Origin of the sequence: Fibrisoma montanum, assembly GCF_003583365.1 — a bacterium.
GTDB classification, from domain to species: domain Bacteria; phylum Bacteroidota; class Bacteroidia; order Cytophagales; family Spirosomataceae; genus Fibrisoma; species Fibrisoma montanum.
Genome location: NZ_QXED01000002.1, coordinates 165,047 through 189,403, shown reverse-complemented (window position 1 = coordinate 189,403; position 24,357 = coordinate 165,047). Strand labels below are relative to the sequence as shown.

Here is a 24,357-nt window from a genome sequence, read left to right as displayed (position 1 = left end):
CGTAAAAATTTTTCACTTTCCGAGGGATAAAAACCGCGACTTCGTTCTTCGGAAGATAGACAACGGTTACGCCCGCATGGAACAGCCCTACCACCGGTTCACGGCCCGGGATTTTGTCCTCGACGATGCATTCCGGCGCTGGATTCTTCAGCCCGACGAGGAAAGCATGACGTTCTGGCACACTTTTATGCTTAGTCATCCGGAGCAGCAGACGGCTATTGACGAAGCCGCGTCGATGGTGCTTCACCTCCGGGCCAGCCACGACGACCTGACCGACAGCAGCCTGCAGCGCATACGGCAGGTGCTGGAACAGGCTTTTGACGAGCAGCAACCACTGGCTTCGGTACGTCCGCTGCGTGTCTGGCAGCGATCGGGCTGGCTGTGGCCGATTGCCGCGTCGCTGACGGGTCTGTTACTGCTGGCCGGTGGAACGATCTGGTACGTGCGTCAGCCCCGCCAGGAGCGTATTCATACGGCTTATGGCGAGAACCGCACCGTTACGCTGCCCGACGGCAGTACGGTGCTGCTCAACGGCAACTCGACCCTGACGTTTACCGCCAACTGGACGGACGATCAGCCCCGCGAAGTCTGGATCGACGGCGAAGGGTATTTCAAGGTCACCAAAAAATACAGTCGGCAAGCGGCCCGTACTAAACGCGTAACGTTTGTTACGCACACGCCCAACCTGGACATTACGGTGCTTGGCACGCAGTTTAACGTGAACAGCCGACGCGGCCATACCGACGTCACCCTCGTAGAAGGCCGCGTGCAGCTGGTCAAACCAGGCCAGACAGCCGGCAACGGCATTGAACTCAAACCGGGCCAGGTAGCCTCGGCCAGACCCAGCGTTGAAAAAGTGGCCATCCGTAGCGAAAAACCGCTGTTACGTACCTCCTGGGTGCACCATCAGTTCGTGTTCGACAACATGGCTCTGAGCGACATCGCCCAGCAACTGAAGGATACGTACGGCCTGGAACTGGTATTTGAAGACAGCGACTTAGCCGCCCGGCGATTCACCGGCAACCTGTCCAACGAAGACATCGAAACCCTGCTGGCAACCCTCTCGGCTACGTTCAATCTGACCACCGACCGGGCGGCCAACCAGATTGTGCTGCGACGGGCCAGATAACCCGACCGGCCGGCGGGTGGCCTTTTCCTAACAAGTTTAACAAGCCGTATCAGCAACAATTAACTCAACATCAACTCGACTTATGACACCACAACATCGACTTACGAAATCCTCAGTTTACGTTAACTACAGTGGTAATTTTTTCCCGTTATGAAAAACCAATCTACAACCATTCCGCTGCTCATTGGCATCAGCCTGTGTGCCTGGCCGAACCTGGTGGATGCTCAGTTGCTGAGCCGGGCCGAACCGTCACTTACCCAACAGACAACGTCAGCAAGCCGGGCCGTTCGCACCCGACCGCTCAAGAAGGCCCTGTCGGATCTCGAACGTCGGTTCGGGGTCAGTTTCGCGTACGATGATCAACTGGTCGCCAGCCGACAGACCAGCGTAGTCCCTGAAGGGGCTTCGCTCGAAGAAGCGTTGCTCCAGTTGCTACGTCCGCAGGGGCTTCGCTATACGAAAATCAAGGAAAAGCTGTTCGTGATTCAGCCGGCCGAAACACCGGCAGCCGAAGCCCCGCGGGACGCAAAAAACGACATGGCCGGGACCATACCCTCGGCCGGCGTCCTGACTGAATCGGCGTTGGCGGCCGTTGCCCCGCAGGTGAAACGCATCAGCGGTCAGATAACGGATGAAACAGGACAGGGCCTGCCCGGTGCCAACGTCATCGAAAAAGGAACGAACAACGGTACCAACACCGACGCGAACGGCAACTTTGTCCTGAACGTCAGCGACCAGGCCACTACGCTCACCATTTCGAGTGTGGGCTACGTGTCCCAGGACGTGGCCATCGGCAACCAGACCACCATCAACGTGCAGCTGGTACCCGACAACCGGACACTGGAGGAGGTGGTGGTGATCGGGTATCAGGCCGTACGGAAGCGTGACGTAACGGGAGCCAACGCGGTCATCAACCCTACCGAAGCGAACCGCGTCACGGCGCAGTCGCTGCCCGAGTCCATCCAGGGACTGTCGCCGGGCGTTACCGTACGTAATACGGGGGTGCCGGGTCAGCAGGCGTCCATCCAGATCCGGGGGGTAGCCAGCTTCCTGAATACGGAACCCCTCTACGTCATCGATGGCATGATTGCCGATGCCAACCCGACGATCAATACCGACGACATTGAATCCATCCAGATTCTGAAAGACGCGTCGGCGGCTGCTATCTACGGGTCCCGGGCGGCCAATGGCGTGGTCATCATCACCACCAAGCAGGGCAAGGAAGGCCCGGCGCGGGTTTCGTTCACGGGCAAATACGGCATACAGCAGGCGTACAAACGCTGGGACGTCATGAACGCGTCGGAGTTTGCGGCCCTGCAGCGTACGCAGTACCAGAACTCAGGCCAAACCCCGCCCGTCAGCGTAGCCGAAGGAACGTTCAACCCGGCTATCGACACCGACTGGCAGGATCAGGTGCTGCGGACCGGCAGTTTACAGGATTATAACCTGACCCTGTCGGGGGGGACGAAAACGGGCCGGTACCTGCTGTCGGGCAGTTATTTCAACAATACGGGCTACGTCATCGGCAGCAATTTCAACCGGGCCAGTCTGCGGATCAATACCCGCAACGAATTCGGGCGCTTTACCTTCGGCGAGAACGTAGTGCTGACGAACTCCAACGTGCAGAACCAGCCGATAGGAACCAATCCGATCTACGATATGGCCTACAACCTGCCCGTAATTCCGGTTCAGGACCCCAGCTACATCAGCCCAACGAATCCGGAGGGCTACGGTATCGGTTCGATCAACAGCATCTCGTACGCCTACAACCCCGTGGCCGCCCGAAATCTGTCCAGCAACCGGAGCAACTTCGCCCGGCTGGTCGGCAACGCCTTCCTGGAGTTCAAGTTCGCCGACTGGCTCTCCTATCGCTTCAACGCCGGTCTGGATGCCAGCTTCGACTACACGCAGAACCTCCGCCGGGTGGGTGTGTATCAGTACAACGCAGCCCCCGTTCCCAGTTCGATCAATGAAGACCGTTCGCGGTTCACGAGCCTCCTGTTTGAACACACGCTGAACTTTAACCGGACGTTTGGTCTGCACAACATCAACGGCGTGGTGGGGATCAGCCAGCAAAACACCCGACGCGACGTGACCACGGGCGGCCGCACAAACCTGGCGTTTGCCGGTGGTCAGTACCTGCCCACGATCGGGGCCGCTTCGGGCATCGCTACGTCGGCCGGCGGTACGCCCGAGTACTACCGCATTCTGGGGTATCTGGGCCGGATCAATTATACCTACAACGACCGCTACCTGCTGACCCTGACCGGGCGCGTCGACCAGGATTCGCGGTTCGGTCCGAACTACCGAACGGGTTTCTTCCCATCAATAGCGGGTGCGTGGCGCATCAGTGAAGAGAAATTTTTCAACGTAGACTGGATCTCCGATCTGAAGCTGAGCGCTTCGTACGGCAAGCTGGGGATTGTGGTGCCGACGCTGGGCTCCTTCCCGTATACGGCCTTTATCAACAACAACCCCCGGGCCATTTTCGGCGACGGCCAAACCGCGAACGTCGGAGCCTATCAGGCGCAGCTGGCCAACCCGAACCTGCGCTGGGAAGAGCGGATTCAGCAGAACTACGGGCTGACGGCCAGTTTCCTGAACAACCGCATTACGGCTGAATTCAACGTGTATAACTCCCTGTCGTCGGATGCCATCCTGAACCTCACCGTACCGGGCTACCTGGGTAACCTGCGGGGAAATCCATACGTGAACACGGCTTCCATCCGCAACCGGGGGGTCGAGTTCTCGGCGACGTACCGCAATAACGAAAACGCCTTCAAGTGGGACGTATCGGGTAATTTCACCACCATCCGCAACCGGGTCGAGAACGTCGGCAACCAGGGGCAGGACATCAACTACATCGTCAGCGGCAACACGCGGTCGCAGGTGGGCAATCCGGTGGGTCAGTGGTTTGTGCTGAAAACGAACGGCCTCTTTCAGACCCAGGAGGAGATCAATAACTACCGGGGGCCCGACGGTTCGCTGATCCAGCCGAACGCCAAACCAGGCGATATCCGCTACGAGGATGCCAACAACGACGGCCGCATCGACGTCAACGACCGGCAGTTTGTTACGTCGCCCTGGCCGTCGCTGCAAACCGGTGCGCAGTTTAACGGGTCGTATAAAAACTTCAACCTGAACGTTCAGCTGATCGGCATTTTTGGCTATACGGTCTACAACGACATCCGGCGGATTCTGGACAGCTACCAGAACACCAACTTCCGCCGGGACATCAGCCCGTGGACACCCAACAACACCGACACGAGCGATCCGCGACTGGGCCTGGAAGCCAATGATCAGGGGATTATCTCGAACAACCTCGCCTACAGCGACCGCTGGCTCGAAAACGCTTCCTACGTTCGGGTACGGAACATTGAGCTTGGGTACAACCTGCCCAAAACCCTGACTAACCGGCTCAACGTTCGGGGCGCGCGCGTGTACGTTAGTGGTCAAAATCTATTTACGATCACGAAGTATTCAGGACTTGATCCGGACGTAACGGGGGCCAACATCCAGGAACGGGGCGTCGACAACGGCCACTGGCCCACCCCCCGCGTGATTTCACTCGGTATCAACTGCGACTTCTGATGACCCTTCTTTAGACTCAGCAAACCATGAAAAATAGATTCATACTCCTGGCGCTGGCCGCAACGATAACACTGGCCGGCTGCGATCGGAACTTAGACATTGTAAACCCAAACCAGGTAACGACCCAGGTGTTCTGGCGAACGGCCGACGACGCCCTGGTGGGGGTAAATTCCATTTACAGTACAACGCACCGGGGCGGTATTTCGCGGTGGATGCCGTTTTACTACATCATTCGCTCCGACATCGGCTGGAGCCAGAGCCCCGATCCCGGTATCCTGAACAACATGGACCGGTTCCTGATCAGCGACTATAACTACGGCAATGCGTACAGCGTCTGGAACGATAATTTCATCGGTATCAACCGGGCCAATCAGGTGATCGCCAACGTGCCGACCATCCAGATGGACGAGACCCTGAAGCAGCGGTACATCGGCGAAGCCAAGTTCCTGCGGGCCATGTTTTATTTCCATCTCGTAACCCTGTATGGCAACGTACCGCTGATCCTGACGCCTTCGACGGTAGGCGACCGGCCCAGTTCGGCCACCATTCAGCAGGTATGGGCGCAGATCGAGCAGGATTTAACCGAGGCCATCCCGGCGCTTCCTGCTACGTATGGCGGGGCCGACCTCGGACGCGCTACCAAAGGAGCCGCCTACGCCCTGCTCGCCCGCGCTTATTTTCAGCAGCGCAAGTACAACGAGTCGCTTACTCCTTTGCAGTGGCTCGTTGAAGGCGACGGACGGTCTATTTACGCGCTGGTGCCGAATTACCGCGACAACTTCCTGATCACGACGGAAAACAACCGCGAATCGGTGTTTGAATGGCAGTTTGCCGAGAACCCGGCCGAGTATACCGACGATGACACCGAAACGCCGAACCACAACTACGGTACGTCCATTGCCCAGTTTTTTGGCCCGCAGTCCATCGGCTGGTCAGACGGAGAATGCCGGCGCTGGGTTGTTCGTGAGTTCTACGAGCCCACGACCACCGGTGCCCGCGATCCACGGGTAGCGGCCTCGTTCCTGTTCGATTCAACCGACGTACGGGGGCCTGCCTTCACGCAGATTTACGGCCGAACCTTCCTGGAGCGCTACGGGGCCAACAACCAGCGGGTGTGGTTCCGGAAGTTCCAGAACGATCACTGGAAAAACGAAGAAGGGTACCGGTCGCCGAACAACTGGCGCTACATCCGCTACGCCGATGTGCTGCTGATGTATGCCGAAGCCCTGAACGCCACGGGCCGGACCGCCCAGGCGTACCCCTTCGTTGACCGGGTGCGGCAACGGGCCGGGCTGGCTCCGCTTTCGACGGTGCGGCCGGGTTTGAGTCAGGAACAGTTTCTGAATCAACTGAAACACGAACGCGTCACCGAGCTGGCGGGCGAAGGCTGGCGGTGGAATGATCTGGCCCGTTGGGGTGATCTGGGTCCGCAGTTGGCCGTACGCGACCCGGGCTTTGCGAACTTCCAGCAAGGCCAGGACGAACTCCTGCCCATTCCGCAAACCGACCGGGACTTAAACCCTAATCTCGTCCAGAATCCGAATTATTGAGTTGACCGATGAGAAAACAGTGCTGATTGTTTACCGTAACAATCAGCACTGTTTTCGTTTTCATCCTGAAACCTGGCATCAATGACCGATCGACGCTTTCAATTACCAACGCTAACGGGCCTGCTTCTACTGACCAGCCTGCTGGCTTTTACCCATTGCCGGAAGACCCCGGGTACGTCTACGACAACGCCCTCCCCGAAGCCTACCGTCGATACAACGGGTAAATTCCAGAACCCGCTGCTGACGTCCGGCCCCGACCCCTGGACCATCTACCGCGATGGCTACTACTACGTCACGCACACTACCGGCAATAACCTGGTGCTGTACAAAACCCGGTCGATGAGCCGGTTAAGTTCGGCACCGCGGACGGTCGTCTGGACACCGCCAACGTCGGGGCCGAACTCCCGAAACATCTGGGCGCCCGAGCTGCATTACGTCAACAACCGCTGGTACATTTACTACGCGGCCGACGACGGCCGGAACGAAAACCACCGCATGTGGGTGCTGGAAAACGAATCGGCCGACCCGACGCAGGGCACCTGGGTGTCGAAAGGCGAACTGGAACTGCCCGAAGACAAGTGGGCGATTGACGGAACGCTGCTGCAGCACAACGGCCAGCTTTATTTTGCCTGGTCGGGCTGGCCGAACTTTTCGGATGGGCAGCAGGACCTGTATATGTGCAGGCTCACTAACCCCTGGACGGCCCAGGGTCCCCGGGTGCGCATTTCCACGCCTGAACTCAACTGGGAGAAGGAAGGGAGCCCGGATGTGAACGAAGGGCCCGAGTTTCTGCTGCGCAATGATAAAATCTTCCTGGTGTATTCGGCCAGTCACTGCAGCACGGATGCGTACGCGCTGGGTATGCTCACGGCCAGTGCCACCGCCGATCTGCTCAATCCGGCGTCGTGGACCAAAACACCGCAGCCGGTATTTGGTCCCTACGCCCGCGACGGCGCGTACGGGGTTGGCCACAACAGTTTTTTCACAACACCCGACGGCACCGAAAACTGGTTACTGTACCACGCGAACCCAACCATCAATACGGGTTGCAGCAACCTCCGATCCCCCCGCATCCAGCGGTTTACGTGGAAAGCCGACGGCAGCCCCGATTTCGGCACCCCTGTGCCGCTGAGTGAATGGATTAAACGGCCAAGTGGGGAATAAAGAAAAAGCCTGAATCAACGTTCAGGCTTTTTCTTTTACTTCTGATACGATCTGAATATGTAATCCCAGAACGGCGACGAAACGCCGAAGTTACTGTCGGGATTTTTGTAGTGATGAACACTATGGTTGACCCACAACTGCTTGAAGAAATTCTTCGGGGGTGGATACGCATGCACGATAAAGTGCACGGACAGATACCCCGAATACCCCACCAGGAAGCCCGGGAAGAACGCGTACGACGATTCGCCCATGATCAGGAAAAACATGCCGAAGAACACAAACCACATGATAATGGCCAGCGCCGGCGGCATAGCCAGGCGAGTCTTATCTTTTGGGTACTCGTGGTGAACCCCGTGGAACGTATACTGAATTTTGGCCCGCTGAGGGGTAGTCGGTTCCAGGTGGTACAGGTACCGGTGCAGTATGTATTCGAACAATGAAAAGACGAATAAACCCGCTGCGAATAAAGCAATGATGCGGCCCGTTGAGTAATCGGTGTAATTCAATGCGTACCACAGCAGAAACGCCGACGAGGTCAGCCACATGCTGATCGGTACCATAATGTGAGTCCGCGATAAAGCTTCCAGGATCGGGTTGTCAAACAGTTGCTTTGTCCCGCTGTTCTTGGGTCGTGCGTGACTTTTATAATTGTCAACAGTTCCTTGCATAGAAGTGCTTCGTTTAATAGTGGCGCGAAAGTACAACGAAAAGTGATTCGTAAAAATAAATTTAGTAAAGCAGGTTTACTATCTTCCTACGTCTTAGTAACTTCCAATTGATCGGAAAGTTTTTCCTGCATAGCATTTAAATTCCCTTCGGGAAGCTTCTGCCGGATAATCAACCGCAGGGAGTTATTGTACGTCAGGTAGTTCCACATCCAGTTCAGAAAAATGAACAGACGATTCTTAACACCGAGGATGTTCATCAGGTGAACAAACAGCCAGGTGAGCCAGGCAAAGAAACCGCCAAAATGCAAAAACGGCAGATCGACCACGGCCAATCCCCGACCAATGGTAGCCATAGTGCCCAGGTCGCGGTACGTAAATTCTTCCGGCTGTTCGCCCTTGATCCAGTGAATCAGGTTCTTAGCGAGGTGTTTACCCTGCTGAATGGCCGGCTGCGCAATTTGGGGGTGTCCGTTAGGCCATTTCTCTTCCGTCATCAGAGCTACGTCACCGATCGCAAATACGTCTGTAAACCCTGTTACCTGGCTGTACCGGTTCACGGTTATACGTCCTCCGCGGCCAATGACTTCGGGTGGTAATCCGTTCAGCGGGTTTGCTTTTACGCCGGCCGCCCAGATGAGGTTATTCGTCCGGAGCGTTGACCCATCGACCATATACACCGTTTCACCATCGAAGTCTTTGACCCGGGTGTTGAGCCGCACATTAACGCCAAGATCCTGAAGGTATTTGAGGGAATGGTCCTGCGATTGCTTCGACATCGGCCCCAGCAACTCCCCACCCGACTCGATGAGGTAAATATCCATCATCTTGAAGTTAAGCTCGGGATAATCACGGGGCAGCACCGTTTTACGCATTTCGGCGAGCGTTCCGCAGAGTTCGACACCCGTTGGGCCGCCACCGACCACCACAAAATCCATCAGGCCATTTTTTTCCTCTTCGGTTTCGACACTCAGCGCATCCTCGAAATTCTGCAGAAGTCGGTTCCGGAGCGCAATCGCTTCCGACACGGACTTCATGGGCAGCGCCTTTTCGACAATGTTCTTCATGTTGAAGAAGTTGGTATCGGCTCCTGTTGCAATCACGAGGTAATCGTACGTAATCGGACCGAGTTCGGTGTCAACAGTTTTATCGGCCGGCCGCACACCCGTTACGACCGTAACGCGGATGTGTACGTTTTTGCAGTTACCGAACACGGCCCGCAGCGGAAACAGAATGGAGTTTGCCTCCAGTCCGGCCGTAGCCACCTGGTAGTAGAGCGGCTGAAACTCGTGGTAGTTGTGCCGATTGATCAGGACAACCTGAAATTCTTTCCGTCGCGATAGCCGTTTGGCCAGTTTCAGTCCACCGAAGCCGGCTCCCACAATCACTACCCGCTTCCGGTCCGTTTTGGGTATGTTTGGATTCATTCGTTACTCGGTTTTCTGTATACGGTTTACAATGTACGGGGATTGATACCGGCAGGAGGCCTGGTCAGAATCGATCGGCTGAAAACGGTAAACCGACAGCTGTACACTGACAACCGTAAATCCTAAATGCTTGTTTAAACCGTTTCCCGCGCTTCCTGCAGCACGCGCTCGTAATACGCTTCGTAGCGGGGCAGAATCAGCGGCAACGCAAACTCCTCGGCCCGGGCCAGTGCATTTCGCTTAAAGGTAGGCAGATTTGCTTCATCAAGGATATACAACGAGTTTTTTACCATGTCGGCTACGTCGCCCACCGGACTCAGAAAGCCCGATACGCCCTGTATGTTCAGTTCGGGCAGCCCACCGGCATTTGATGAGATAACGGGCACCTCACAGGCCATGGCTTCCAGTGCCGCGAGTCCGAAGCTTTCGTTTTCGGAGGGCATCAGAAACAGATCGGCCACGGACAGCACCTCCTCCACGGCATCCAGTTTACCCAGAAAACGGACCTGGTCGTAGATGCCCAGTTCGCGCACCAGTCGCTCGATGCGGGCGCGTTCGGGACCGTCGCCGACGAGCAGCAGCTTTGCCGACATCTGTTCCTGAATGTGGTAAAACGTCATAACGGCATCGTCAATACGTTTGACCCGCCGGAAGTTCGACGTGTGTACAATGAGTTTTTCGCCGTTGGGGCAGATCGCTTTTTTAAAATGTTCTTTCTGCTGTCGTTTGAACCGGCTCAGGTCGATGAAGTTGGGAATGACCTCGATCTCACGGTGTACGTTGAAGTGCGCGAACGTATCCTGCCGCAGGTCTTCCGACACGGCCGTTACGCCATCGGACTGATTGATGCTGAAGGTCACGACCGGTTCGTAGGAGGCATCTTTTCCGACGAGGGTAATGTCGGTACCGTGCAGCGTAGTGACCACGGGTACGTGCCGCCCCTGCGACCGCAGAATCATTTTGGCCATGTAGGCCGCCGACGCGTGCGGAATGGCGTAATGAACATGCAGCAAATCCACGTTTTCGTTCAGCACGACGTTAACCATCTCGCTCGCAAGCGCCGATTCGTAGGGTGGATACTGAAAGAGCGGATACGAGGGAATATTTACTTCGTGGTAGAAAACATTCTCATTGAAAAAATCGAGCCGGGGAGGTTGCTGGTACGTGATGAAATGGATCTGGTGGCCATTTTTAGCCAGTGCTTTACCAAGTTCGGTGGCGACTACGCCACTGCCCCCGAAAGTGGGGTAGCACACAATACCGATTTTCATAGAATGGAGCCCGAAGGCCGGGAACGGTTTTTTCCTCTAACAACAAACCAGCCTGAAAAGAATCCCAATCATCATGTAAAGTATTTGTTACAGCCGATGTCGTTCTACCAGCGCCTTCGGTTCACTCGTTCAGACAACACCGTCAAAGTACGTACGAACCGGCCGGCAACGGGTTCATGCTACGTATAATAGGTACAGCCGGGTAAACCGTGCGGCATGATAAAAAAGCCGTATTTTTGTCGTTAAAAGCCCGGCCATGCACCAGCCCGTTCCTTTCTCGGCGTTTGTTTTCGGATTCCTTCGGCTGATCCGGGTGCAGAATCTATTGATTGTGGTGCTCACGCAGTTCCTGGCCCGTATTTTTCTGGTCGGACCGCAGGATCAATGGCTGCAGATTCTGGTTGACCCAACCATCTGGCTCCTGTCCTTCTCGACGGTCTGCATTGCCGCAGCGGGCTACATCATCAACGACTATTTCGACATCAAGATCGATCTGGTCAACAAACCCGAGCGGGTCATCATTGGCCGTTACCTCAAACGCCGGGTGGCGATGGGGGCCCACCAGCTACTGAACTTCGTGGGCTGCGTGATCGGGCTGTACCTGAGCAACTGGGTGTTCGTGACCGACGTTGTGGCGGCCGGATTACTGTGGTTTTATTCCGCGCAGTTCAAGCGCCAGCCGTTTATCGGCAACGTAGTTATCTCGCTGCTGACGGCGCTCTCGCTGATCGTTCTGGCGGTGTATTATCGCCAGAACGCTGACATGCTGCTGATCTACGCCCTGTTCTCGTTTGCCATTACACTCGTCCGGGAAATCATCAAAGACATGGAAGACATCCGTGGCGACGCCCGCTTCGGGTGCCGGACGCTCCCGATCGTCTGGGGGCTGCGTCGGACCAAATACCTGCTCTACGTCCTGATCGCGTCCTTTATCGCCACCCTGTTTCTGATGGCCGATTCGCTGGGCAATCTGCGGCTGGGCTGGATTTTCCTGCTCCTCCTGCTACCGATCGGGTGGCTGGTGTACCGGCTCGTTTTTGCCGATACCCGCCGGGACTTCGGCTACCTGAGCAGCCTCTGCAAGCTGATTATGCTGATGGGCGTGCTGAGTATGGCCTGGGCGTGACCTTTCCCTCAAAGCTTCGGCAATCGGGTTTGTCAAACGCGTAGTTTTATCGACTAAACGCTTACAAACCTACGCTTTATGAAACAATTAGTCCTTTCACTGCTGCTGACGGCGGCTGTTCTGACAACCGGCCGGGCACAAACCTGCGCCGGTATGACGCTCAAACCAGGTATGAACTTTGAGCTGACCACCTACAACGCCAAAGAAAAACCGAACGGCAAAATCACGTACCAGATCAAGAATGTAAGCCGCGAAGGCAACTCAACCATCGTTGACATTACCACCCAGTTTCAGGACGAAAAAGGCAAGGCCCAGCCCCCATCCGACGTTCGGTACACCTGTACCGGCGACGAAATCATTGCCGATCTGTCGAGCATGATGGCGAGTATGCAGAACCCGGCCTTCAAGGATTCAGAAATGCGGATGAAAATGAACCGGATTGTCTATCCGGGCAAGTATTCCGTTGGGCAGAAACTACCGGATGGGGCTATGGAGGCCGAGTTCTTCACCAATGGCGCGCGCATGATGGAGATGAACATGACCATGAGCAACCGGCAGGTAGAAGGCCAGCAGTCGATCACGACGCCGGCCGGTACGTTCGACACCTATAAAATAACCTCGGACATGGGCTTCGAAAACCGGACCATGGGCATTCCCATTCGGGGCACGATGCGGGTGGTCAGCTACCGGACGGGCAACCTGCTGTTCGATGTCAAATCGGAGACGTACAACAAAAACGGCAAGCTGATGGGCTACACCCTGCTTAGCCAGGTAAATTAAACAACTGGCCCGTCTACCAGGCGGTGACGGGCCAGTGGCTATCCGTTAGTTGGCCACCGTCAGGTTGAACTGTACGTTCACGTCATCGTCGCCGGGTGCGGGCGTACCGTTCTTCGTACCGGGCTGATGGCGTAACTGCACCGTAAACGTACCGGTGCCGGCTGTTCCGGCCCGTACGGTTCCGGTGATCCCAATGGGCAGATTATTCTGGTCCCTGTCGCCATAGGTGTAGGTAAACAACGAAGCCGGATTGGGCGTAAAGACGAACAGATGCTCATCGCTCTCCTCCTCTACTTCTTCCAGAATGTTCGTAGCCGGCGTTTTGCTTTCATCGAGCAATTGAGCTACGTCCAGCGTATAGGTCTGGTTAGCCCTGAGCGTTACGCTGCCCGTAATGACTGGTGCTGTCCCCCCATCACCATCCACATCCCGGAAGGTGATCGTCTGCGACTGGGGATTGGTCACCCCCTGCTGGGTGAACCGCAATGTGAGGGTTGTAATCAGTTCGTTTTCATCGGCGGGCTGCGGATCATCGGCGTTATCGTTGCAACCACTTAATAAAGGGACAGCCACGATCAGCATCCATAGCCACTTGTTCACTACCTTGTTCATGCGGGTAAATCGTTGAATGTAAACACATATCGGTTGATACGGTCGGCAAAACTATCCCAAATGCAATATAGTTGCAAAAATTTTTGCAACTATATTGCATTGCTTATGGTTTCTCTACGCAATGGTCTTCGTATCTTTGTCTATACGTCACCTTAATAGTTGATCTTGCAACAATGTTGCAAATAAGAAAATACTGTTACCTTTGTGCTGTTAAGCCTTTGCTTTACTGTCTATGAAAACAGATAGTCTTGATAAGAAAGCCGATTACATTGGGATCACCGGTTCGGTACTGTGCCTGATTCACTGTCTCATCACGCCGATGCTGCTGATGACGTCTTCAATTCTAAAACATGACGCGTTCCGCATCGGGTACCTGAGCCTGGATTACGTGTTTATCGGCGTCAATATTGTGGCTGTCTATTTCGCCACCCGGCACTACGCTTCGCCCGGTATCCGCGCCTGCCTGTGGGGCTTTTTAAGTTTGTTTACGGTGGCCATTCTGCTCGAAGATGTCAGCGAATTCTTTGAATACCTTGGCTACGCAGCTTCGGTCGGGCTGGTGGTTTCGCACCTGTTCAACATTCGCGCTCACCGCCTGCAGCACGCCCACTAACCTACCCGACTCTTAGGCATCAACCTGTCAGTTATAATCGCCCGTGCTAACTCACCGATGGCACGGGCTTTTTCGTGTCTGAACCGGCGCCTTTACGGTCCATCCCGCCAACGTTACCCCGAAATATATACGTATAAACTACGCAGGCAACTGGGGAAAAAATGGATGAACAGGAGAAAATATAAGATTCAATTAATTCTAAATAAAATCAAATTTTAGAATTAAATACTGATATAAATAAATTTTTTAAAATATTATTCGTCTTATCCTTTGAATCAAAAAATATAATTTGATAATATTGATTTGCTTTCACGAGCCTGGTATTCTCTCGGTATTCAATTAACTCCTCTATGAAACTGTATGAAAATACATCTATGTGCTTTTCTCCTTTTGCTCCCTTTTTTAGCGTTCAGTCAGCAACGAACCATCCAGGGGAAGGTCCGCGATAACGGCGATAAAGCCGGATTACCCGGTACGTCGGTGACCGTTAAGGGCACTACGGTCGGGACCGTTACCGACGCGCAGGGCAGCTACCAGATCAACGTACCCAACGGCGCTTCGGTGCTGGTGTTCTCCTCGGTTGGGTTTCAGTCGAAAGAAGTGACCGTAGGGTCACAGCAGGTAATTGACGTAACGCTGACGGTGGACACCAAACAACTGAGCGAGGTAGTTGTAACGGCCGCCGGTATCAAGCGGGACAAAAACGCGCTCGGCTATTCCGTCACTACGCTTGACGCCAACAAGCTGGCGCAGAAATCGGAACCTGACCCGCTGCGGGCGCTGACCGGCAAAGTGGCCGGGGTTAACGTACAGGGCTCGGGCGGGGCCGCCGGCGGAGCCACCAACATCACCATCCGGGGAAACTCGTCGCTGGGGAACAACAACCAGCCGCTGTTTGTCGTCGACGGCGTTCCGTTCGATAACTCCAGTTTCGGCAGTACGGATGGTACGGTAGGCGGATCGACCGTTACCAACCGGGCATTCGACCTCGACCCGAACAACATCCTGACGATGACCGTACTGAAGGGCGCTGCGGCTGCGGCTCTCTATGGCTCCCGGGCGGCCAACGGGGCGATTATCATCACGACCAAGGCCGGGAAAAGCCAGAGCCGCAAAGGGCTTGAAATCACGTACAATACCGGCTACTCGACGGAGACCGTAGCCGGGCTGCCCGAGTACCAGACCCGGTACGGGCAGGGCACCAACTTCGACTACCGGAGTGGCGTATTCGGGTCGTGGGGGCCACCGTATCCGGGTGTTACCAGCCTGATCCCGACGCGGCAGACGATTCCGCACCCCCTGACAACCAATAACCGCTATCCATCGACGGTTTTCCCGGACATCTTCCAGGCCGATGGTACCACACCCGTTCAGGTACCGTATCAGTCGTTCGCGCAGTACAACGCCAAGAATTTCTTCCGGACGGGCAGTGTCTTCGAAAATGCGCTGTCCATATCGACCGGCGGGGAGAAAGGTAACTTCACGGCGGGCCTATCCCGAACGGGCAACCAGGGCGTAGTGCCGGAAAACGAGATTACCCGGACGGCGGTGAACATCGGCGGTAACGCGCAACTGGACAACAAATTCTACGTAAGTGGCGCACTGAACTACGTCAATACGGACCAGACGTCACCCCAGCTTACGGCCGCGAACGGCACAGGGGCTTCGATTCTGGACATTCTGATGTTCGTGCCGACGAGTTTTGATCTGACCAACTACCCATACACGAACCCGCTGAACGGCAACAACGTGTACGACCGGGTCGGCACCGACAACCCGTACTGGTCGGTTAAAAACAGCCCGACCACGAGTAAGGTTGACCGCTACTACGGTAACATCGTGCTCGGCTTCGATCCGCTGCCGTGGCTGAACATCCAGAACACGGCCGGCTTTAATGTATACACCGACCGCCGAACGGTTGTGAACGGCAAGGGGGGCGACTACTTCCCGAACGGCAACATTTCGAACGACAACATTTTCCGGCAGGAGCTGGACAACACCCTGTTGCTGACGGCCACCAAACCCATCAGCGAGAACATCGGGATGAAGGTAATTTTAGGAGGCAACGTCAATCAGCGGACTACGGAACGGCAGGTCGTATTCGGCGACGGGATCATCTTCCGGGGCATCAACTCGCTGAACAACACCAGCGTAACGATTCCGCGGGTGCTGCCCAACAACCGGAACGTCCTCCAGCAACGGTTCTACGCTTTCTTCACCGACATTTCGCTGGACTACCGGAACTACCTGTTCCTGAACCTCGTGGCCCGCAATGACGTATCGTCTACGCTGCCCCCCGACAGCCGCAGTTACCTCTACGGTGGCGCCAGCGCATCGCTGGTTTTCACGGAAGCGTTCCGGCTACCGAAGTCGATTCTGTCGTTCGGCAAACTGCGGGCGGGCTACACGCGGGTCGGTAATGAAGCAACGCCTTATCAAACCCAGACGGTGTACATCGCCAACCCGGTGCTGGGTGCCGGCGCATCCGGTACGGGCACCATTTCGACGCCTTTTATTGGCCAGAGCGCCCTGACTCAGTCGGATCTGCTGGCGAATGCGACCCTGAAACCGGAGTTCATCAACGAACTTGAGCTGGGCGCTGAACTGCAATTTTTCAACAACCGGGTGGGACTGGACGTCACGTACTATAATAAGATCAGTACGTCACAGATCTTCACGGTGAACGCGGTGCCGTCGTCGGGATATACGCAGAAAGTGATCAACCTCGGGAAGTCTTCCAACGAAGGCATTGAGATCGGGCTGAACGCTACGCCGATAAAGGCACCCAACGGCTTATCCTGGGACATTTCGTCGGCCTTTACGCTGAACCGGAACATCGTGCGCGACATTGGTTCGCTGCGGGAACTGCCCTACGGCGGTTTTGCCGACCTGGGTAGCGTACACATTGCCGGTCGGCCTTACGGCATGATTCGCGGCTCCACCTACGCCCGCGACGACGAGGGCAATATTCTGGTGAACCCCAACACGGGCAAACCCATCCTGAGCGGCAGAACGGAAGCAATCGGCAACCCAAATCCCGATTTCATTCTTGGCGTTACGAACACCCTGACGTACCGCGGCCTGACACTCAGCGCCCTGTTCGACTGGAAGAAAGGGGGCGATATGTACTCCTTCACGGCCTATGAACTGCTGAGCCGGGGCGTCACCCGCGACACCGAGGAACGGGAAGCCATCATCATCGGACCGGGTGTGCTGGGCGACGTAAACACGCTGAAGCCTATCCTCGACGGCGAAGGCCGGAAAATCCCGAACAACGTAGGTATTGCCGTGGCCGACTACTACTTCAGTGGGGGCTTCGGGCCGGGTGGTGCCGCCGAGGTGAACGTATTCGATGCTACGGTGTTCCGGCTGCGCGAAGTCTCGCTGGGCTACCAGATTCCCAAGCGGTGGCTCGAAAAAACTCCGTTCGGTTCGGCCTTCCTTTCCGTAAGCGGCCGGAATCTGTGGTACCTGGCCCCCAACTTCCCGAAGTACCTGAACTTCGATCCGGAAGTGAGTTCACTGGGAGCGGGCAACTCGCAGGGTTTCGACTTCATCGGTATTCCAACCACGCGTCGGTTGGGCGTTAACCTTCGGTTCAGTTTCTAATCGTCAAACCACAACGACGCCGAGCGAGTGCGAAGAACGCAACGTATCTGGCGACCACTGCGCTTCCTTCGCGTCGTTGCGGTTAACAACTATCAGGCAATATGACAGTCAACATCATACGAATAATCTGTTTACTGGGGCTGCTCCTGACGGTGGGAGCCTGCAACGAGTTTGTCGATATCAACTCCGACCCCAACAACCCGACCACGCCGGTACTGGAACTGCTGCTGCCGGCTACGCAGGTATCCATGGCGGGAAGTTTGCGGGACGTAAACCAGGGCACATCCGTGCTGGTGCAGCATCTGTACACCAACAACGCCAGCCGCAACTTCCAGGATGGCACCGATTACCAGCAGTCGTGGAACGGCCTGTATACTCAGGTGCTGAACGACCTCGAAATCATTATTACGGAGGGTACGCGCCAGAACCGATGGGATTACGTATCCATCGCCAAACTGGAAAAGGCGTATATCTACAGCATCATGGTCGATCTCTGGGGCGACATCCCCTTCACCGAAGCCTCAAAGGGCAATACGGTGTCGGACCCGGTTTTCGAGAACGGATCTGCCATTTACGATAAACTGTTTACGCTGATCGACGAAGCCCTGGCCGACGCCAACAAAGGAGCGTTCGCCATCCAGCCGGCCACGGCCGACATCATCTACCGGGGCGACAGAAACGCCTGGATTCGGATGGGCAACTCGCTGAAGCTGAAACTGTTCAACCAGATACGGCTGGTACAGCCGGAGAAAGCAAGGACGGGCATCAACGCGCTGCTGTCGGCCAATGCCCCGCTGATCAGCACAAACGCGCAGGATTTCTCGTTCCGCTTCGGCACCAGCGAAACGCCCGCCAACCGGCATCCGTGGCACCGGGCCGAATACCAGGCCAGCAAATCGTACTACATGAGCCAGGGCTTTATTGAGCGGCTCTTCAACGGCGATGACCCGCGGATTCGGTACTACTTCTTCCGGCAGACGCCAAACTATACCGTGGGCTTTACGCCAACCGGCAACGGGTACTTCGGCCGTTACACCGGCGACCCAACGGCCTCGCCCAACGACAACGCCCTGAAAGCTACCATCGGGATCTATCCGGCCGGGGGGTTGTATGATAACGCGCCGATCAACAACCTGCCGGCGTCAAATACGTTCGTAACCAACGCCGGGGCTACAGGCGCGCCGAAGGTCGTGACCAATACCGACGGCACCGGCGCGGGGGTTTTCCCCTTTATCACGAACGCGATGGTCAAGTTCATTCTGGCAGAAGCCGCCCTGACCCTCGGCACGACCGGCGACGCCCGACAACTGTTTCAGGACGGCGTTACGGCCCACCTCAACAGCGTCAACACGATTTCGTCGACTTCGGGAAACTCGGCCCCGGCCATTCCAGCCGCTTCGATCACGGCTTTTGCCGCCAACCGGGTGAGCCAGTTTACGGCCGCCGACGATGCCGGGAAGCTCAATCTGGTGATGACCCAGAAATACATCGCGCTCTACGGCAATGGTATAGAATCGTACAACGATTACCGCCGGACGGGTCTGCCGGCACTGCCGGCCCCCATCGCGCCCCTGAATACGTTCCCGCTCCGGCTCACGTACTCGATCACCGAACTGTCGACCAACGCGAACGTATCGACCAAAGCCGATCAGGTTCAGACGGCCCAGCAAACAACCCCGGTGTTCTGGGATAAATAACGGCAAAAGACGGTACGGTTTTCAGCCGGCTTCGCCAGACAGGACGCCGAAGCACCGCCACCGAAAACCGTAGCCAGTAAACCACTGAAGACCATGAAAAAGATCATCCTCTATATCGCCATAGTATTGCCTATTTTCCTCGACGCCTGCAAAACCGAGGACTACGTCTGGGAGAATTACACCTACACGGCCGTTCCGCTGGTGGCCGTCAATACGTCCAAATCAGCGCTGCCAACGGTAGCGACGTCCAACACGTCTTTCTTTGACCTGGGAGCCGCCAATATGGCCAGCCAGGAGTTTGAATACGCGCTCCGGTGGGAAGGCTTCGGGCGTACCGAAGTCACCTCAATTGATGTATATTTGGGTTTTTACAAAGCGCCGGCAACCGGCAATCCGCCTTATCCGATTGCTATTTCCCAACCGGGTGGTCTGTATCCGACGGCAACTCAGTTTCCGCTGCCGAGCCGGGTAGGGTCGGCCGACAAACTCTATGAAACGGTTTCGCAGTTTCCCAAGACGTTTACGGTAACAGCCGGCCAGATGGCTGCTTTTACGGGTACGGATCTGAGTAAAGTAGCCCAGAATGACTACTTTCTGTTCAAGTTTATCCTGAACCTCAAAGACGGTCGCCGGATTGTCGGCTTTCAGGAGAACGTTTGCGACGAAGCCCGGGGCGAAGTCGGCGACTGCCGCGTCGGAGTCCGGTTCCGGCGGAAGTGAAATTAGTGTGTAGTTCTCAGTTTGTGGTTTATGGTTCGGATTACCGTACCGACAACGGGCCGTCTACCCACAAACAATGAATCACACACCCTACTAACCAACAACGTAATACCCTAAACAACCCGCTATGATGCGTTTTTTTCCCCGTTTACTTTTGATCGGACTGCTGTTCGGCCTAACTACGGCCCGGGCGCAGAACATCCCCTCGCCCAAGGAGCACTTTGGGTTCAACATCGGCGACGACTACATGCTCGTTACCTACACCCAGACCGAAGCGTATTTCAAGAAGATTGCCGTGGCCTCGGACCGGGTTAAGCTCGTGGACATCGGCATGACGGAAGAGGGTCGGCACCAGTACATGCTGATCGTTTCGTCGCCGGAGAACCTGAAAAAGCTCGACCGCTACAAAGAGATTTCGCAGAAGCTGGCCCGCGCCGAAGGACTGACCGATGAACAGGCCCGCGCCCTCGCCAACGAAGGGAAAGCGGTGGTCTGGATCGACGGCGGTCTGCACGCCACCGAAACCGTCGGAACCATGCAGCTGATCGAAACGATCTGGCAATTGGTGAGCCGCAAAGACCCGGAAACCATGCGGATTCTGGACCAGGACATCGTTCTGCTTACCCACGCCAACCCCGACGGGCAGGAGATTGTGACGAACTGGTACATGCGCGAAAAAACGCCGGAGAAACGGTCGCTGGACAATCTGCCGCGGCTGTATCAGAAGTACATCGGCCACGACAACAACCGCGACTTCTTCATGCTGAACATGAAAGAAACCCAGAACATCGGTAAGCAGTTGTTCATCGAATGGATTCCGCAGATCATGTACAACCACCACCAGCGCGGTCCGGCCGGATCGGTGCTGGCGGGTCCCCCCTACCGCGATCCGTTTAACTACGCGTTCGACCCGCTGATGGTTACTGGTATCGACGCCCTCGGCGCGGCCATGATCAACCGGCTGATTGCCGAAAATAAACCGGGCTTTACGCGCCTGGGCGGTTCGGTGTTCTCGACCTGGTACAACGGTGGGCTGCGCACGACGACGCACTTTCACAACATGATTGGTTTGCTAACCGAGATTATCGGCGGCCCCACCCCCGAAGACGTACCGCTGGTCCCGAACCGCCTGATTCCGAACGGCAACACGCCCCTCCCGGTTCGGCCGCAGAAGTGGCATTTCAAGCAGTCGATCGACTACTCGCTGTCGCTGAACTACGCCGTGCTGGATTATGCCGCCCGCTACCGCGATCAGCTGCTGTTCAACATCTACCGCATGGGCAAGAACTCCATCGAGCGCGGCAGCACCGATACGTGGGCGCTCTCGCCGAAGCGCATCGACGCCATTCAGGAAGCCTACAAAGCCGACCCGAAGAAGCCGACCTCCACTACCAATGCCGCACTGGCGCAGTACGGTCTGTTGCCCCGGGGTGGCGGGATGCCGGTTAAGTACTACGATACGATCATGAAAGCGCCGGTCCTGCGCGACCCGCGCGGTTTCATCATTCCGGCTAATCAGCCCGACTTTGCCACCGCCGTCAAATTCCTCAACGCCCTGATCCGGACGGGTATTCAGGTGCAACGGGCTACGGCCGACTTCACCGTAGCGGGCAAGAAGTACCCCGAAGGGTCGTACATTGTCAAGACCGATCAGTCGTTCCGGCCGCATATTCTCGACATGTTCGAGCCGCAGGACCACCCCAACGATTTCCAGTATCCGGGAGGCCCGCCGGTTCGTCCGTACGATGCCGCCGGCTGGACCCTGGCTTACCTGATGAACGTGCAGTTTGACCGGGTTCTCGACGGCTTCGACGGGCCTTTCAAGAAGCTGCCGTACGGCGAACTGCTGTCGCCCGAAGGTCGGATTGCGGGTAGTGGCAATGCCGGCTACCTCCTAAGTGCCCGCGCCAACAACTCGTTCATTGCCGTCAATGACCTGCTGGCGTCGGGGGTGGAGGTGTACCGCCTGCCAAACGGCGTTGGTGGTAAATCGTCGGTAGAATCCGGCGCGTTCTTTGTACCGGCCTCAGCAAAGGCCAAAACGCTGCTCGACAAGTCGGCCAAGGACCTCGGCCTCGACATTACGGGCGTATCGAAACGCCCCACTACGTCGATGATTAAAGTGTCTCCGATGCGCATCGCGCTGTGGGATACATATGGCGGGTCGATGCCGTCGGGCTGGGTACGCTGGCTGATGGAGCAGTATCACTTCCCAATGAAGGTCATTTACCCGTCGGATATTGACGCCGGCGACCTGCGCAAAAAATACGACGTGATCGTATTCGTGACCCGGGCTATTCCGCCCGTCAGAGGGGAGGACAACGACATTTTCCGGGCCCTCGAACGCGAACCGAAAGAAGAAAACACCCCGGCCGAATACCGTCCGTGGCTCGGCAAAATCACCGCCAACAAGTCGATCCCGCAGATTAAGGCGTTTCTGGAAGCGGGCGGCACGGTCGTCACCATCGGCTCAAGCACAAACCTGGCCTACCACCTGAACCTGCCCGTCAAGAATGCGCTGACGGAAATGACCAGCAGCGGACAGGACCGGCCGCTTCCCGGCGAAAAGTATTACATTCCGGGTAGTGTACTGCGCGTAAACCTGGACTCGACCCAGCACGCTACGTGGGGCATGCCGAACCTGACAGATGTGTATTTCGATGCCAGCCCGGTGTTCAAACTGGCTCCCGAAGCCATCGCCAAAGGAACGGTGAAGCCGCTGGCCTGGTTCGCCAGCAACAAGCCGCTGCGGAGTGGCTGGGCCTGGGGGCAGTCGTACCTGCAGGACGGCGTCGCGGCTTTCATGGCCCCGGTCGGCTCGGGTAAGCTCTACGCCTTCGGTCCCGAAATCACGTTCCGGGCGCAGTCGCAGGGTACCTTCAAACTTCTGTTTAATCAACTCTACTCAACCGGTACGTCGACCCAATCGGGCACCGAGACGGTGAGTGAAGAATAACATTCGTAGTTTCCGGCGGCCTAACCATCTGGTTGGGCCGCCGATTTTTTTCGACTCTCCACGTTTTCGTTCACCCTATGAATCGACCGTTTACCCTAGCGATGGTCGCGTCGGCACTGATGGCCGGCACTGCGCAGCCGATACTGGCCCAGGAAGAAGCCGACGATGCGACCGAAAAAGTGGCCCTTGACAAACGCTACGTCAGCGAAATCAGTACCCTGGCTAAGCGGCCGGCCGTGCTGAAGGCCAACCAGATTTTCATGGACCTGGAGCCGCAGACCAAACAGGACCTGATTAAACTCACCGAAATTCCCTCCCCGCCTTTCAAGGAAAACGAACGAGCCAAAGCCTACGCGGCCATGATGCGCGAAGCCGGTGCCGACTCGGTCTGGATCGATGAGGTCAGCAACGTACTGGCCAAACGCAAAGGCAAATCCGGCAAAAAAACCGTAGTGGTCGAAGCGCACCTCGATACGGTTTTCCCGGCCGGAACCGATGTCAAGGTCAGGCAGAAAGGCGATACGCTGTATGCGCCCGGCGTTGGCGACGATACCCGGGGCCTGACGGCCGTGCTGACCGTACTGCGGGGCCTGGAAAAGGCCAATATTGAAACCGACGCGGACGTACTGTTCGTAGGAGCCGTGGGCGAAGAAGGCCTCGGCGACCTGCGGGGGGTCAAACACCTGTTCCGGCCCAATGGTCCCAAGATTGATTCATACATCGCCGTCGATGGACACGGCATCGGCAGCATTACGCACCGGGGCCTTGGGTCGCACCGCTACCGCATTACGTTCCGCGGACCCGGTGGCCATTCGTACGGCGCATTCGGCATCGTAAACCCGCACGGTGCGCTCGGCAAAGCCATTGCGTACTTCACTACCGACGCCGATCAATTCACCAAACAGGGCATCAAAACGACCTACAGCGTCGGTGTCATCGGGGGCGGCACGTCGGTCAACGCCATTCCTTACGAGTCGTGGATGGAAGTCGATATGCGGTCGGAAAGCCCCGAGCGACTGGCGGGCATTGATAAACTTTTGCAGGCGGCTGTTCAGCGGGCGCTCAGGGAAGAAAACGCGATGAAACGGAACGGCCCCGACCTGACCGTTGAGGTGAAGATGGTCGGCGACCGTCCGTCGGGCCGGATTGAACCGACCGTTCCGCTGGTGCAGCGGGCGATGGCCGTTTCCAGATTCCTTCAGGCCGAACCCGCCCTGCGCGTAGGGTCAACGAACGCCAACATTCCCATTGCCCGGGGCGTACCGTCGGTTACCATCGGCAGCGGTGGCACGGGCGGAGGAGCCCATTCGCTGAAAGAATGGTGGCTGAACGACAAAGGCCATCTTGGCCTGCAGCGCATCATGCTGGTCCTGCTGGCCGAAGCAGGCATGGCTGAGTAACGGTACGGGTCGGACCCGTCAATAGCAAACGGATATCGATGTCTTTC

The 24,357-nt window shown here is 56.5% G+C and carries 16 protein-coding genes; 12 read left to right on the top strand and 4 right to left on the bottom strand.

Features of this window, described 5'->3' with window-relative positions; translation table 11 throughout:
- Nucleotides 1–76 precede the first annotated feature (76 nt).
- The 4 genes from DYU11_RS06620 (at nucleotide 77) to DYU11_RS06605 (ending at nucleotide 7,434) form a co-directional block, all read left to right on the top strand.
- Entirely contained in the window at nucleotides 77–1,129 is a 1,053-nt protein-coding gene (locus DYU11_RS06620; protein ID WP_119666874.1) for a FecR family protein, read from the top strand.
- A 150-nt stretch (nucleotides 1,130–1,279) separates the two neighbouring features.
- Entirely contained in the window at nucleotides 1,280–4,720 is a 3,441-nt protein-coding gene (locus DYU11_RS06615; protein WP_119666873.1) for a SusC/RagA family TonB-linked outer membrane protein, read from the top strand.
- A 26-nt stretch (nucleotides 4,721–4,746) separates the two neighbouring features.
- Nucleotides 4,747–6,270 (top strand): RagB/SusD family nutrient uptake outer membrane protein, encoded by a 1,524-nt coding sequence (locus DYU11_RS06610; protein ID WP_119666872.1) that lies wholly within the window; start codon nucleotides 4,747–4,749, stop codon nucleotides 6,268–6,270.
- Between the two features lie 81 nt (nucleotides 6,271–6,351).
- Nucleotides 6,352–7,434 carry a glycoside hydrolase family 43 protein gene (locus DYU11_RS06605; protein WP_119666871.1) on the top strand — a complete coding sequence of 361 codons (1,083 nt, stop codon included), beginning with the start codon at nucleotides 6,352–6,354 and terminating at the stop codon, nucleotides 7,432–7,434.
- Nucleotides 7,435–7,469: 35 nt separating this feature from the next.
- Here DYU11_RS06605 and DYU11_RS06600 read toward each other — a convergent pair whose 3' ends face one another.
- The 3 genes from DYU11_RS06600 to bshA all read right to left on the bottom strand — a co-directional run bounded on the left by DYU11_RS06600 (nucleotide 7,470) and on the right by bshA (nucleotide 10,797).
- Nucleotides 7,470–8,102, bottom strand: coding sequence for a sterol desaturase family protein (locus DYU11_RS06600; protein WP_119666870.1), 633 nt, complete (start codon nucleotides 8,100–8,102; stop codon nucleotides 7,470–7,472).
- Between the two features lie 86 nt (nucleotides 8,103–8,188).
- On the bottom strand, nucleotides 8,189–9,526 hold the full coding sequence (locus DYU11_RS06595; protein ID WP_119666869.1) for an NAD(P)/FAD-dependent oxidoreductase: 1,338 nt from the start codon (nucleotides 9,524–9,526) through the stop codon (nucleotides 8,189–8,191).
- 134 nt (nucleotides 9,527–9,660) lie between these two features.
- The gene (gene bshA, locus DYU11_RS06590) at nucleotides 9,661–10,797 is read right to left on the bottom strand and encodes an N-acetyl-alpha-D-glucosaminyl L-malate synthase BshA (protein WP_119666868.1); all 1,137 of its coding nucleotides are present in this window, start codon (nucleotides 10,795–10,797) and stop codon (nucleotides 9,661–9,663) included.
- Between the two features lie 256 nt (nucleotides 10,798–11,053).
- Between bshA and DYU11_RS06580 the strand changes: the two genes are divergently transcribed.
- The gene (locus tag DYU11_RS06580; protein ID WP_119666866.1) at nucleotides 11,054–11,923 is read left to right on the top strand and encodes a geranylgeranylglycerol-phosphate geranylgeranyltransferase; all 870 of its coding nucleotides are present in this window, start codon (nucleotides 11,054–11,056) and stop codon (nucleotides 11,921–11,923) included.
- Between the two features lie 78 nt (nucleotides 11,924–12,001).
- A complete protein-coding gene (locus DYU11_RS06575) occupies nucleotides 12,002–12,703 on the top strand; it encodes a TapB family protein (RefSeq protein WP_199736684.1) in 702 nt (233 codons plus the stop codon).
- Nucleotides 12,704–12,748: 45 nt separating this feature from the next.
- Here DYU11_RS06575 and DYU11_RS06570 read toward each other — a convergent pair whose 3' ends face one another.
- Nucleotides 12,749–13,315, bottom strand: a complete 567-nt coding sequence (locus tag DYU11_RS06570) for a hypothetical protein (RefSeq protein ID WP_119666865.1) — start codon at nucleotides 13,313–13,315, stop codon at nucleotides 12,749–12,751.
- A 232-nt stretch (nucleotides 13,316–13,547) separates the two neighbouring features.
- On the opposite strand from DYU11_RS06570, the gene DYU11_RS06565 reads away from it, so the two are divergent.
- From DYU11_RS06565 to DYU11_RS06540, 6 genes are all read left to right on the top strand, one after another.
- The gene (locus tag DYU11_RS06565; protein ID WP_119666864.1) at nucleotides 13,548–13,928 is read left to right on the top strand and encodes a MerC domain-containing protein; all 381 of its coding nucleotides are present in this window, start codon (nucleotides 13,548–13,550) and stop codon (nucleotides 13,926–13,928) included.
- Between the two features lie 360 nt (nucleotides 13,929–14,288).
- The gene (locus tag DYU11_RS06560; protein ID WP_119666863.1) at nucleotides 14,289–17,537 is read left to right on the top strand and encodes a SusC/RagA family TonB-linked outer membrane protein; all 3,249 of its coding nucleotides are present in this window, start codon (nucleotides 14,289–14,291) and stop codon (nucleotides 17,535–17,537) included.
- A gap of 101 nt (nucleotides 17,538–17,638) precedes the next feature.
- On the top strand, nucleotides 17,639–19,234 hold the full coding sequence (locus tag DYU11_RS06555; RefSeq protein WP_119666862.1) for a SusD/RagB family nutrient-binding outer membrane lipoprotein: 1,596 nt from the start codon (nucleotides 17,639–17,641) through the stop codon (nucleotides 19,232–19,234).
- A gap of 93 nt (nucleotides 19,235–19,327) precedes the next feature.
- The gene (locus DYU11_RS06550) at nucleotides 19,328–19,954 is read left to right on the top strand and encodes a hypothetical protein (RefSeq protein ID WP_119666861.1); all 627 of its coding nucleotides are present in this window, start codon (nucleotides 19,328–19,330) and stop codon (nucleotides 19,952–19,954) included.
- A 130-nt stretch (nucleotides 19,955–20,084) separates the two neighbouring features.
- A complete protein-coding gene (locus DYU11_RS06545; RefSeq protein ID WP_374755986.1) occupies nucleotides 20,085–22,910 on the top strand; it encodes a M14 family metallopeptidase in 2,826 nt (941 codons plus the stop codon).
- 77 nt (nucleotides 22,911–22,987) lie between these two features.
- Nucleotides 22,988–24,310, top strand: coding sequence for a M20/M25/M40 family metallo-hydrolase (locus tag DYU11_RS06540; protein ID WP_119666859.1), 1,323 nt, complete (start codon nucleotides 22,988–22,990; stop codon nucleotides 24,308–24,310).
- Nucleotides 24,311–24,357: the final 47 nt, after the last annotated feature.

Bases quoted from the DNA above. Each gene is read 5' to 3' on its own strand.
- DYU11_RS06610 (WP_119666872.1), top strand. From the start codon at position 4,747: ATGAAAAATAGATTCATACTCCTGGCGCTGGCCGCAACGATAACACTG.
- DYU11_RS06540 (WP_119666859.1), top strand. From the start codon at position 22,988: ATGAATCGACCGTTTACCCTAGCGATGGTCGCGTCGGCACTGATGGCC.
- bshA (WP_119666868.1), bottom strand. From the start codon at position 10,797: ATGAAAATCGGTATTGTGTGCTACCCCACTTTCGGGGGCAGTGGCGTA.
- DYU11_RS06550 (WP_119666861.1), top strand. From the start codon at position 19,328: ATGAAAAAGATCATCCTCTATATCGCCATAGTATTGCCTATTTTCCTC.
- DYU11_RS06620 (WP_119666874.1), top strand. From the start codon at position 77: ATGGAACAGCCCTACCACCGGTTCACGGCCCGGGATTTTGTCCTCGAC.
- DYU11_RS06615 (WP_119666873.1), top strand. From the start codon at position 1,280: ATGAAAAACCAATCTACAACCATTCCGCTGCTCATTGGCATCAGCCTG.
- DYU11_RS06560 (WP_119666863.1), top strand. From the start codon at position 14,289: ATGAAAATACATCTATGTGCTTTTCTCCTTTTGCTCCCTTTTTTAGCG.
- DYU11_RS06605 (WP_119666871.1), top strand. From the start codon at position 6,352: ATGACCGATCGACGCTTTCAATTACCAACGCTAACGGGCCTGCTTCTA.
- DYU11_RS06575 (WP_199736684.1), top strand. From the start codon at position 12,002: ATGAAACAATTAGTCCTTTCACTGCTGCTGACGGCGGCTGTTCTGACA.
- DYU11_RS06580 (WP_119666866.1), top strand. From the start codon at position 11,054: ATGCACCAGCCCGTTCCTTTCTCGGCGTTTGTTTTCGGATTCCTTCGG.
- DYU11_RS06595 (WP_119666869.1), bottom strand. From the start codon at position 9,526: ATGAATCCAAACATACCCAAAACGGACCGGAAGCGGGTAGTGATTGTG.
- DYU11_RS06545 (WP_374755986.1), top strand. From the start codon at position 20,085: ATGCGTTTTTTTCCCCGTTTACTTTTGATCGGACTGCTGTTCGGCCTA.
- DYU11_RS06570 (WP_119666865.1), bottom strand. From the start codon at position 13,315: ATGAACAAGGTAGTGAACAAGTGGCTATGGATGCTGATCGTGGCTGTC.
- DYU11_RS06555 (WP_119666862.1), top strand. From the start codon at position 17,639: ATGACAGTCAACATCATACGAATAATCTGTTTACTGGGGCTGCTCCTG.
- DYU11_RS06600 (WP_119666870.1), bottom strand. From the start codon at position 8,102: ATGCAAGGAACTGTTGACAATTATAAAAGTCACGCACGACCCAAGAAC.
- DYU11_RS06565 (WP_119666864.1), top strand. From the start codon at position 13,548: ATGAAAACAGATAGTCTTGATAAGAAAGCCGATTACATTGGGATCACC.